This is a genomic window from Succiniclasticum sp. (genome assembly GCF_056977735.1).
The window spans coordinates 1-12,307 of record NZ_DBMCWA010000004.1; the positions used below are offsets into that span (position 1 = coordinate 1).

Annotated in this window: 5 protein-coding genes and 1 pseudogene; 1 reads left to right on the forward strand and 5 read right to left on the reverse strand. The window is 50.2% G+C overall.

Translation table 11 applies throughout. From position 1 onward, the window contains the following. Positions 1 to 134: 134 nt before the first annotated feature. The 3 genes from ACZOWY_RS03095 to ACZOWY_RS03105 form a co-directional block, all read right to left on the reverse strand. Positions 135 to 437: a hypothetical protein gene (locus ACZOWY_RS03095; protein ID WP_484392793.1), complete on the reverse strand. Its 303-nt coding sequence runs from the start codon at positions 435 to 437 to the stop codon at positions 135 to 137. A 106-nt stretch (positions 438 to 543) separates the two neighbouring features. Further along, the gene (locus ACZOWY_RS03100; protein ID WP_484392795.1) at positions 544 to 1,878 is read right to left on the reverse strand and encodes an MATE family efflux transporter; all 1,335 of its coding nucleotides are present in this window, start codon (positions 1,876 to 1,878) and stop codon (positions 544 to 546) included. A 44-nt stretch (positions 1,879 to 1,922) separates the two neighbouring features. Then, entirely contained in the window at positions 1,923 to 3,578 is a 1,656-nt protein-coding gene (locus ACZOWY_RS03105) for an amidohydrolase (RefSeq protein WP_484392796.1), read from the reverse strand. Positions 3,579 to 4,254: 676 nt separating this feature from the next. Between ACZOWY_RS03105 and ACZOWY_RS03110 the strand changes: the two are divergent. Next, positions 4,255 to 4,773, forward strand: a pseudogene (locus tag ACZOWY_RS03110) (DnaB-like helicase C-terminal domain-containing protein); the annotation flags it as partial. A gap of 151 nt (positions 4,774 to 4,924) precedes the next feature. Here the strand turns inward: ACZOWY_RS03110 and ACZOWY_RS03115 are convergent. Beyond that, positions 4,925 to 10,522 (reverse strand): ESPR-type extended signal peptide-containing protein, encoded by a 5,598-nt coding sequence (locus ACZOWY_RS03115; protein WP_484392799.1) that lies wholly within the window; start codon positions 10,520 to 10,522, stop codon positions 4,925 to 4,927. A gap of 16 nt (positions 10,523 to 10,538) precedes the next feature. Beyond that, entirely contained in the window at positions 10,539 to 12,284 is a 1,746-nt protein-coding gene (locus ACZOWY_RS03120) for a ShlB/FhaC/HecB family hemolysin secretion/activation protein (RefSeq protein ID WP_484392800.1), read from the reverse strand. Positions 12,285 to 12,307 lie beyond the last annotated feature (23 nt).

Consider the following 12,307-nt stretch of genomic DNA (forward strand, 5'->3'; position numbering starts at 1 on the left):
GGCATAAATTTTCAATTTTACTGCCTTCCTGTACTATATAAGGTGTCCGCCGCCCATCTATCAGTATGTCAATTTCACCAAAAGGCGTTACTAACTTTCCCATAGCTCTTCTCCGATAAATTGGAATCTGTCGCTTAGAAATTATAGTAAGGACGATCCTTATATTCTTCAGGCAAGTTTCCTCCCAAATCTGTCCACCCCAGATTTTTAATCATTTTTGATTCGCAGTCCGGGAAAACATAAGTATTTAAATACTCAATGAAATCTGCTTCTGTATAACATACTGCATTTCCAACTCTGTACTTTTTAGCTTCGGGACTATTCCAAAGCCAGTCAGAACAAAACTTCAGACAATATTCTTCCAAGTTTTCAGCAACAGCGTCCGGAACCAGATATAAGACACTATCTCCGTCTGCGCTCAGTATTATTTCTTTCATACATTGGACCTCACAAACACCGATTTGTATCACTGCCATCATTATAACAAAACACGAATTTACTTCACTCAGGATCGCCATATCCACCGCTATTGAAATTTTTTGGTTAATAGTGATACTTTCTACGCAGGCCAACCATGAACAGGCTTCCGACAACTGCCGCCATCAGATCGCCAATAACAACGGAACACCATATGCCTTCCACGCCAAACAACACCGGCAGTAAAAGCACAGCCCCAAGTTCAAAGACAAAGGTCCGTAAAAAAGATATCAATGCCGATACCTTTCCGTCGTTCAGAGCTGTAAAAAAGGCTGAGCTGAAAATAGCCATTCCTGAAAAGAAGTATGAAAAAGAGATGATCCTGAATGCGTGTACGGAAATTGGCACCAGTTGCATGGCATCCTGCAGAAATAAGATGGAAAACGGATAAGCAAGCGCTTCCGAAAGACAAAACATCGCAACGGATGTAATTCCGATAACCACAAGGCTCCTTTTTCGCAGGTTCTTAAGTTCACCATGATTCTGTGCGCCGTAATGATAGCTGAACACCGGCCCGACCCCATTAGAATAACCCACAAAAATGGCTGAAAAAATCAGGCTGACATACATCAGTTGGCCATAAATTACGACTCCGTCTTCACCCGCATACTTAAGCAGCTGCATATTATAGATAAGCCCTACCATAGACGCAGCGGCTTCCGCCATGAATTCCGAGGATCCGTTCGTACAGGATTTAATGATCGACCTTGCATCCCATACGGGCTTTACCAGCTTCAGGAGGCTGTTATTCTTTCGGCTGAAATAAAAAAGGGGGAACACACCTCCCACCATCTGGGCTAACGCCGAGGCCGCCGCAGCGCCTGCGAGCCCCCACTGAAAGCCGATAATAAAAAGCGCATCCAATATCATATTACACAGTCCTGAGAATACCGTGACCATAAGTCCCAACCGCGGTTTTTCAGCAGTGACAAAGAAAAGCTGAAACGCATACGACAATATCCATGCAGGCAGAGCCAGAATAAAGATCCGTCCGTACAGCACGCTGTTTTCAAGAAGACTTCCTTCTGCGCCAAGCCAGGACGTAATCTGGGGCATAAAGATAAATCCCGGCGCCATCATTAAAAAGCCCAAGCCGGAAGATACCAGTACAATCAGTGAAAACAGCCTGTTTGCCCGTTCCTGATTTTTTTCCCCCATCGTCTTGGCGATCAATGCGCTTCCGCCCACACCGAACATATAGCCGATCTCTCCCATAATATTAAGTACAGGCAGGACCAGATTGACAGCCGCAAATTCCGTCTTTCCCACAAAATTAGCGACAAAAAATCCATCCACGACAATGTACAGGGAGAGAAATATATTCATCACAATGGATGGCAGTGTAAACCGCAGCAATTTCCCGTATGTAAAATTATCTGAAATACGAATCTTTGATTTCATGTTTTAATTGAAATAATGGATGCCTACCGGACGTAATCAAACAATCAGTTTACTTTCTTTCCGGAAAAATACACCTCTGCCGGCATGTTGTGGCTGAATCCTTCATGCTCTGCGGTAAGCAGATCATTGTCGAATACCAGATAGTCGGCATCCTTGCCGGTCGTAATAGAACCCTTTCTATCCTCGATGCCAAGCTGCTTTGCTCCGTTGATCGTGTATCCCAGCAGCATCTCTTCTATGTTCATCCTTTCCTCTGCAGGAGGTAATACCGCCGTGCTCCTGGCCCATTCGGGAAGCCTGGTCTTTTCGGTAGCTATGCGGGTCATTCCGATCTCCATGCCAAGGTACGGGTTCCAAGGTACGAGATCCCCGAAGACGATGTTATCACTGGACCATGTCACAAGAGCGCCGGAGTCCCAGATCGTTTTGCAGCGGAACTGCTTTGCGGCGCGTTCCGCCCCAAGCCAGGAACTCGCTTCCTTCGTGTCTCCCTCATGCCACCACGGTGTAAAGTTTGCGATGACGCCAAGCTTGGCAAACCTGTCCAAATCCGCATCGTCCTGAACCTCCAGATGAGCGCAGGTGACACGCACATGGAAGTCATCTCCCAGCTCTTTTTTTGCCAGCTCCACACCGTCCAGCACAACACGGGACGCACGCTCGCCGACAGTGTGACAGTGCAGATCCAGACCCGCCTCATTGAGCTGTTTTAAAAGATCTGCAAGTTCCTCTGGAGAGAAGGCAGTAGATCCCAGTGTGTTGACATCTACATAAGGCGTAACCATAGCCGCGGTATGGATCCTCTGGGTCCCGTCCATCATAATCTTCATGGTATGAACCTTAACATGCTCTGTGTTGTACTCACTCCGGAAACGCTTCAGCTCCTTAAGGGCTTTCTCCGCATCGCGAGCCGACATGACCACATAGCTGCCGTCAATATAAACAGGCAGTTTTCCCAGCTCATCCAGTTCGCACAGACGCTTGTATATCTTCTCATGGAACACGGGATCTCCCGGCAGCCCGGCATCAAATACGCAGCTTACGCCGGCATTTACCGAAAACTCGATCCAGCGGTTAAGAGGAGCGTCAACCTGCCCGTCGGTCAGTTTCATCATGCTGTCCAGAATGATGGGAACTTCCGTCGAGGCCTCAATCATATTTCCGGTCACATGACCATCCTTCCTGACATAATAAGTAAGTCCAGGCACAGGATCCGGCGTGTCGTCAGTAATACCGTGTTTAGCAAGGATCCTGGAGTTCACCCAGATGCTGTGACCTTCCGCTTCCTGAATTAAAATCTCGGCATCCGGACAGATTGCATCAAGGTCCTCCTTTACGATATCGTCTCCATGGAGGAACCTTTTCTCCAAAACAAATCTGTAACGCTCCTCACCGGGATTCTTCTTAATATAGTCTGACATAATGTCCAGCGCTTCCTGTTTGCCGTTGCACTCAAGGCGCATCCCCATATCCGCGTATTCGAAACCGACCGGCATGGTGACATGGACATGGGTGTCAAGGATGCCTGGCATGATGAATTTTCCGCCCAGGTCTGTAACCTCGCCCTCATACTCCGAAAGACCGGCCTCGTCGCCCACATAAACGAATTTGCCTTCCTTCACCGCAAGAGCGGTTGCCAGCGGGTTGTCCTTGTCAGCTGTGAAAATTTTTGCATTTTTAATAATCTTGTCTGCTTTCATTTTGTCTCCTTTCGTTCGTCTTCCCGAATAATTTTTAAATCCATTTCCCATGTCACGTATCTCTACTTTTATTCTTTATTATAACGTAATTTACAGGTGCTATCACATCTATAATTCATTATAACAAAACAGCCGCAGAAAAATCTCAATGTAATTCAGTTAAGCTCAATTTCGATAAAATCGAAGTTGGGCTTTTCTTTTTGTCTAAAAAATGATTCAGTTAAGAGTTCGCAATATATAAGAAAATCCCTGCCGAGTTTTATTTCGACAGGGAAAATTTTTATAGAATCCATATAAAATTGTCAAATGTCAGAAAAATTATATAAAGAAAACACAGTTTGAGTATTTTAGGCATAGCAAACAGACGGGGGCGTCCCCGCCTTATGCGGCTATACGATATGTAAATGGTATTAGTGTCGGTGGTCGTATCTTACGTTCATCTCGTCTGCCCGGAATAACCGAACAGATATATCTCGCTATATTTTTTAATAAATCTTCATAAGTCTGTCTGCCGGGATGAAACAGGAATTCTCTGACGGCAACGGTCGCCATTTTAAAATTCACTTTTTTAGGATGCTTTTCACCCGGTTTAGATTCTACGCAGACTGCCGGAAAAGCGCAACAGATTTTGTACCGATCCAGGATATTGTATCCGCCGCCATGGACCGGCTGGGCCGCTTCGGACAATCTGGCCGCCTCGAACATATTCATTGACGACACCCCGGGCCTTTCCATCCGGGAGCTGCGCTCCAAAGCCCGGCGGCTGAAAGCGGCCGGGGGGCTGGACCTGATCGTCATCGATTACCTGCAGCTGATGCAGGTATCCCTGGGACGTTCCGGTTCTGAGAACCGCCAGCACGAGGTATCGGAAATCAGCCGGAGCCTGAAGGCGCTGGCCCGGGAACTGGAGGCGCCGGTGCTGGCCCTGTCCCAGTTAAGCCGCAGCGTGGAAAACCGCCAAGTGAAGCGGCCCATGCTCAGCGACCTGCGGGAGTCCGGCTCCCTGGAGCAGGACGCGGACATCGTCATGTTCCTGTACCGGGAAGACTACTACAAAGCCGCGGAGGAAGAGCCTACCCACCTGACGGAGCTCATTGTCGCCAAGCACCGCAACGGCCCCACCGGAAAGATCGACCTGTTCTTCCGGAAGGACTGCACACGGTTCATCAGCCTGAACGAAAAAGATGCGGTGTAAGTAAGTAAGGAAGGAAGGAAGGAAAAAAGGCACGGGCTTATAACCTGTTGACCAGATAGTTTCATACTGTAAACATACGCCTGCTATGGGATTTTAAAATAAAGCGGCGGTGAAGTTGCTTATTTGCCAACTCAACCGCCACTTTAATATTCTATTTTCCTACCTTTGCTTCCAGTCGCGCCAGCGCTTCTTTTAATGCTGCAATTTCTGCATCCTGCGCCGCAATCTTTTCATCCTGCGCCGCGCTTTCTTTCTGATGTGCTTCTTTCAATGCTGCAATTTCCGCATCCTGCGCCGCAATCTTCCGCGCCATGGCCGCCTTGCTTGCACCTAATCCCTTGCCCTTATCCAGCGCAAAGATGACGCCTGCGTTGACCATGTTCTCCCCATTGCCCATGCTGCCGCCGATGCTGAACATCAGGTTATCCTTGGGCTGATAGAACAGGCCCATGGCCATGGCATTGGCGTTCCGGTAATTACCGTAGCCCAGGCCCATGCCAAACTTGCCGTCCATATCCAGCGGGTGCAGTGCCGCCAGGGCCGCCGCTCCTGCGCCCACTTTGTTGATGCGGTTATCCAGCCGGTTGATGCTGTTGTTGAGATAGACTGCATTGTTGTAAGCATTCTGACTGGCCGCCTGCAGCTGGCCGACGGTGGCTGCATCAGTATCATCCGTACCGGGGGCAACATGCTTAATCTGGCGCTCACCGCCAGAGGATCCCACGGAAACCGCATCCGCCTCCGCAGTAGAATTGTTCCCCAGCACCACAGCGTTGTCTACGTCAGCAGTTACGTTGTTGCCCAGCACAAAGGTATTGTTGCCGGAAACTGTATTGTCGTTACCAACAGCATAACTTCCGGAACCGCTCACATCGTTGGGATCGCCAAAAGCGCCGCTATTGCTCCCGGTCACTGTATTGCCAAAGCCAATTGCTATTGACTGATTACCGGTAGCAGAACTGCCCTGTCCAATGGCTACCTTTGTACTGTTTTCGCCTAACTTCAGGCTCCCTTCTTCACCGGGCCTGCCATTCAGGTACTCGTATACGGTAACACCCTTGACAAATTCATTCGCATGCTCGCCCTGCGCAATTATTTTGCCATCCTGATCAGCCAGTTTATCAACCTTCTCATCAAGGGCAATCACACCATCAATCGACCATTCTGTACCTGCTAATAATACTGCTACACCGGTCATAGCCATATCTGCAGTTTCCTGAGCGGTAATAATATTGTCTGCATTGGTGGCAATGGCCTGGGTATTGTTCTTAATATTTGTTGTATTCGACTCTATGTTTTTTGCATTCAACTCAACTGCATCTGCATTGCTCTTCACCTGTACATCCAGCGCCGCGAGATTGGCAGCCGTTGTGCTTTCTTTCTTCACGTATTCACCGTCTTCTGCCGGGCGCACCTCGCTGTAAACCGCAGCACCGGTAATTAGCTTCCCGTTCCCATTTTCCACTGCGCCTGTACCCAGCGCGCTGCCCCAGGCCTCTGAATTATCCGCATCGTTGCCGCTGGCATCTTTCGCGTTTCTGCCAACGTTAGACGCATCCGCATCAGCCTTCTTATCCAGAACATCCCTGGCAATCCCGGTCTGGTCCTGCAGGGCTTGATCTATCAGTGTCAGGTTTTCGGCAATATTTTTATCCGTTCTGATGATGAGTCCGTTTTCGCCGATTGTACCAATGCGGTCGGACAATGCGACATCGGCGGCATCCACAGCTTCTTTCGTGTAGGCATCGGTAATGCCGTAACCTTCCAGCGTAGATGCTTTGTCTGCTTTACCCGCTACTGCCGTATTGATGGCACCTGCCGTTTCCGATTTCGTGTAGGCATCGGTAATACCGTAACCTTCCAGTGTAGATGCTTTGTCTGCTTTGTTAACTACCGCTTTGTTGATGGCGTTATCCGTTGCAGTCTTTGTATAAGCATCCGTAATACCGTAACCCTCCAGCGTCGTGGCCTTATCTGCTTTTCCCGCTACTGCTGAATTGATGGCACTGTCTGCCTCAGTCTTCGTGTAAGCATCCGTAATGCCGTAACCCTCCAGCGTCGTGGCCTTATCTGCTTTTCCCGCTACTGCTGAATTGATGGCACTGTCTGCTTCGGTCTTCGTGTAAGCATCCGTAATACCGTAACCCTCCAGCGTCGTGGCCTTGTCTGCTTTGTTACGGATTGAGGCCTCTGTCAGGAACTTGTCGTCAGCCTCCGCCTTTGTGTAGGCATCTGTAATACCATAACCGGACAGTGTATCAGCCATATCCGCTTTGCCCTCCACCGCCGTTTTGATGGCACTTGCAGTTTCAGATTTCGTGTACGCATCAGTTATACCGTAACCCTCCAGTGTCGTGGCCTTGTCTGCTTTGTTACGGATTGAAGCCTCTGTCAGGAACTTGTCGTCAGCCTCCGTCTTTGTGTAGGCATCCGTTATTCCATAACCGGACAGAGTAGTCGCTTTGTCCGCCTTATTATTTAAAGAAGCCTTCGTCGCAAAGGTGTCGTCAACCTCCGTCTTTGTGTAGGTATCCGTTATTCCATAGCCGGCCAGTGTATCAGCCTTGTCCGCTTTACCTTCTACTGCCGTTTTGATGGCAGTTACCGTTTCAGATTTCGTATAGGCATCCGTAATTCCATAGCCTTTCAGTGTGGAGGCCTTGTCCGCTTTTCCGCTGACCGCATTATCTACTTCTGTTTTCGTATAAGCGTCCCTAATGCCGTAACCTGCCAACGTGGCCGCCTTATCTGCTTTATCGTCCAACGCATTATCTACTTCTGTTTTCGTATAAGCGTCCCTAATGCCGTAACCTGCCAGAGTCGTAGCTTTTTGCGCGAATTTATCATCTGCTTCCGTTTTTGCATATACGTCCGCCGCATTTGCTTTCAGTTCAATACTATCCTCATTGATCTTTACCTGCTTATCCAGGGCTGTCAGGTTTTCCGCAGTGGTATTGGCTTTTTTTACATAATTCCCGTCCTCAGGACGCACTTCATGATATACGGTAGAGCCTCTGACAAATTCATCCGCTTGGCTGGAACCGGAAGAAGCCACTGCCCCATCCATATTTTTAATGGTTTCAATTTCCTTCGTTTTCTGGCCAATTTCGTCAGCAATATCAACGATCAGGTCAAAATTGAGATCGGTTCCCATCTCTATAACCTGTAATGTTTTTATAATATTATCCGAACTCGTCTTTACTTCTCCCAGTGTCTTATCCAGTGCAGTCAGGTTCTGAGCTGTGGTATTAGCCTGTTTTACAAAATGCCCATCAGAAGGGCGCAGTTCGCTGTACATGGTTCCACCGGTCACCAGCCTGTCATCACCGGCAGCCATTTTTCCGGTTCCCAGGGCTGCACCCCAGACCGCAGAATTATCGGTAGCTGCATTAACACCTACGTTGCCGGCGTCGGTATTCGCTTTACCGGCCACCAGCTCCTGTACTTTCCCCATCTCGCTCTTTAACGCCGTGTCAATCTTAGTCAGGTTTTCTGAAATATTCTTCCCCGCTTCAATGATGATGCCGTCTTCCCTGATTGTACCAATACGTTCGGACAGGGCTGCATGGGCTGCATCCGCTTCCGTCTTGGTATACGCATCGGTAATTCCGTAACCCGACAAAGTTGTAGCCTTATCTGCCTTAACAGCTATGGCTTGATTGATAACAGAAGTTGTTTCCGTCTTGGTATAGGCGTTGGTAATGCCGTAGCCCGCCAGGGTGGTCGCTTTGTCCGCCTTATTATTTAAAGACGACTTCGTTGCAAATGTATCGTCTGTTTCTGTCTTTGTATAAGCATCCGTAATACCGTAGCCTGCCAGAGTGGTCGCTTTGTCCGCTTTATTATTTAAAGAGGCCTTCGTGGCAAATGTATCGTCTGCTTCCTTCTTCGTATAGGCGTCAGTTATCCCATACCCTTCCAGCGTCGTGGCTTTGTCAGCTTTAGTTTCCACCGCAGCTTTTGTGGCAAATGTATTGTCCGTTTCCGTCTTCGTATAAGCGTCTGTAATGCCATACCCTTCCAGCGTCGTGGCTCTGTCTGCCTTACCTGCTACTGCAGCAGTGACAGTCCTGTTGGTTTCCTCTTTCGTATAGGCGTCCGTAATGCCATACCCTTTCAGCGTGGCGGCCTTGTCCGCCTTTGTCTCTGCCGCCGCTTTGATGGCCTCATTGGTCTGAGTCTGCGTATAAGCATCCGTAATGCCGTAGCCTTCCAGCGTAGCAGCTTTATCAGCTTTTCCTTCTGTTGCAGTTTTAATGGCACTGTCCGTTGCGGTCCTGGTGTAGGCATCAGAAATACCATAACCCGCCAGGGTATTCGCCTTGTCTGCCTTGCCTTCCACTGCAGCTTTTGTGGCAAAGGTATCGTTTGCTTCCGTCTTTGTGTAGGCGTCGGTTATCCCATACCCTTGCAACGTGGTGGCTTTGTCCGCCTTTGTCTCTGCCGCTGTTTTGATAGCCTCATTGGTCTGGGCCTGTGTATAGGCATCCGTTATGCCATACCCTTTCAGCGTAGTGGCCCGGTCTGCTTTGCCTGCTACTGCCGCAGTGATAGTACTGTTGGTTTCCTCTTTCGTATAGGCATCCGCAATGCCATATCCTTTCAGCGTGGTGGCTTTGTCGGCCTTTTTCGCTGCCGCTGCATCAATGGCAGATTGAGTCTCCGTCTTGGTAAAAGCATCCGAGATCCCGTAACCTTCCAATGTATTCGCCTTGTCAGCCTTTTTCACTACTGCACTGTACACCGTACCACCGCTCACAATGCCTGTGTTGTCGGCTGCCACCGTCCCGTTCTTCGTCACCTGCAACTTACCATCGGCATCCAGCGCCAGATCACTGCCTGTATTTACCTGCAGCTTTCCGTCCTTATCGAAGTCCAGGCCGCTGCCGTTTTTCACGCTGAGAGTGTTTTTATCCGAAACGGCAATTCCGTCGCCTGCGGTATATGTTGCGCCGCCTCCACCTCCGGCTCCTATCGCATCTTTCAGGGCTTTTAACTGCGCCACGTTCACTGCATCGGTGTCGTATGTGCCTGCCGCCACGCCTGTAATCTGGCGGGTAACGGTAGCGGTATTGCTGTCAGTAGCGGACGCGCCTACAGAAATGGCATTGGCCGTAGCGACCCAGGCCACGCCGGCAGCAACGGTTCCGTCCGGACGGTAGCCCCCTACGCCTGCCAGCCGGTTGGCCACCGAGCCGTTTCCCAGGGCTATGGAATGGGCCAGATTGGCCTTGGCCCCATCACCAATCGCCACGGAACCGGTAGCGCCTTCTGCAGTAATACCGCCTAACGCCGCCAATGAATTAATGCCATTTGCTACGGAAGAATCGCCAAAAGCCGTTGCAGCAGCACCGATGGCTTTTGAATCTATACCCCAGACGGTCGCATTGATTCCGTTTGCGACAGTATTGTTGCCCCAGGCGGTCGCATTGGCTCCGCCGGCGTTTGCTTTTAATCCCCAGGCTGTTGCATTGGAGCTTCCTGCCTGTGTATTGTTCCCCCAGGCAGATGCATTGGCGCCCGTACGCGTTACATTACTTCCTGCCACTCCGGCCTCATCAGCCCATGCCGCCTGCGCGCCGAAGCCGCTCACAAGGTATGCGCTCAGAAGCAGCGCGCCCAAAACGCGGGCAACCCTCATGCGACTGCTACGCATACCGCTGCCCTTTGTATGAGACTTCGCCAACTCGCTTGCTACCACATAACAGTTTTTCGTTTTATTCCAGACGATTTTATATATCTTGTTCATCTTTGCGTCCCCCGTATCAGAATGTCACGGAACAGTTAAAATGGATCCGCGTCTTGTCAACCTTTTCCGTCTGGCTCTTGAAATCCCGCTTCAGCGGAATACCCAAAGTCAGGCTGGAATACAGGTTCTTGTAGCTGGCTGTGATCCCCAGGCCCGTGGATACCAGGGTGTGATCCACTACCGTCCGCTCATCGCCAAAGACCCGGCCATAATCTACAAAGGTAAAAGCATTCCAGATTTGTTTTTTATCTATAGGCGCCTGCCAGGTAAGGCTGGCGCTGAAGCCCTGGTTGCCGCCCAGGAAGCTTTCTTCATAGCCCCGCACGCTGTTGGCCCCGCCGATATAGAAATAGTCGGAAGTGGACATGTTCTTCTTTTCGCTAGCCACCTGTGCGTTCAGGCGCCCTAACAGCATCTGGCCTCCCCCCAGCCGTTTCTGGTACACAGAATCCAGCCGGTAGGCCGTATAGTTGTCGCCGGTATCGTATAAATTGTTATAGCCGGTAAAGGCCAGGCTGTGTTTGTGGTATAACACGCTGCTCTTGCCGTAGTGGGTGAAGGAAATGTAGGGAATGTAGGTATTCCGCGTATCGTTTACCCATTTTACATAGCTGTCAGATTTGGTGCCGATATCCGTCTGGGATTTCTGGTGCAGATACTGGAGCCCCACCTCGTAGCGGCGTTTTTCGTCTACCCGCAGGGGATGCCGCAGGGTGATGCCGGCTACATAGGAATGGCCCTTTACCCCTGCCGTTTCTGCCAGATTACCTTTGACAAGCTTTGTCGTATTAGTGCCGTAATCAAAGTCCAGCATAGTGCCCAGGTTATTCACCGGTATGGAGTAATTGGCACCGAAAATATTGGTACCCTTGCTGCGCAGGTAGTTCATCCGCAGGGCATCCCGCTGACCGGTGACGCTGCGCATGGTATAGAATACGCCTTCCCGCCAGCGTCCTGACGTTTCGTATCCGTTATTGTCCACATACAGGGATATCTGATGATTATTTTTCGGTTCAAAGGCCGCAATCTCATAATCCGTAGTCCCCGGTTTTTCCCCGGCGTGCACCAGGATGCGCAGTTGCACATCGTTGGTAGCATTAAAACGCTGCAGTTCATCGTTCAGAGTGTCTGTATTGGCCACCTTGCCCGGTTCCAGATGGATGCGGTGGGTCACATATCCCTGCCGGGTAAAGCGCAGGCCGTTTACCGTCACGTTGCCGGTCTTGCCCTCCAGCAGTCTGATCTGCACAGCGCCTTCATGGATGCGCTGGGGCGGCAGATAGGCCCGGCACACGGCATAGCCCTTTGCCTCGTATAATTTATTGATCGCCGCCGTCATATCGTACAGATCCTGCAGGGAAGCGGTCTTCCCCACATAAGGATCTGTCACGGCTTTAATCTCTGCTTCCGTCAAAATTTCCGAGGGATCCGTATCCACCCGCGTCAGTGTAAAGGTGACCTGGGCAGCGCTTTGCTCCAGTTTCTGGGTTTCCGTTTCCACCTTTGCCTTCTGCCGTTCCTGGTCTTCTTCCAATTGCTGGGCCACCCGCTGCCGCTCCATATACTCCCGTGCCTGATTCAGCTGGGCGCCGGAATCAACCGATCCCATGGAAGCCGCCCAAGCCGTCGGTTCAGCGGGCAATAAAGCGGCAATCCCCTCCGGCAGCGCAGCTGGCACCGCCGGAGCTAATACAGCTGCGGCAAATACGGAAGAAACAAGCCAACGTCCGGTTGCGGAAGTCGCCGCTGAAATTTTAAACATAATCAATCATCCTTTTATAAAAA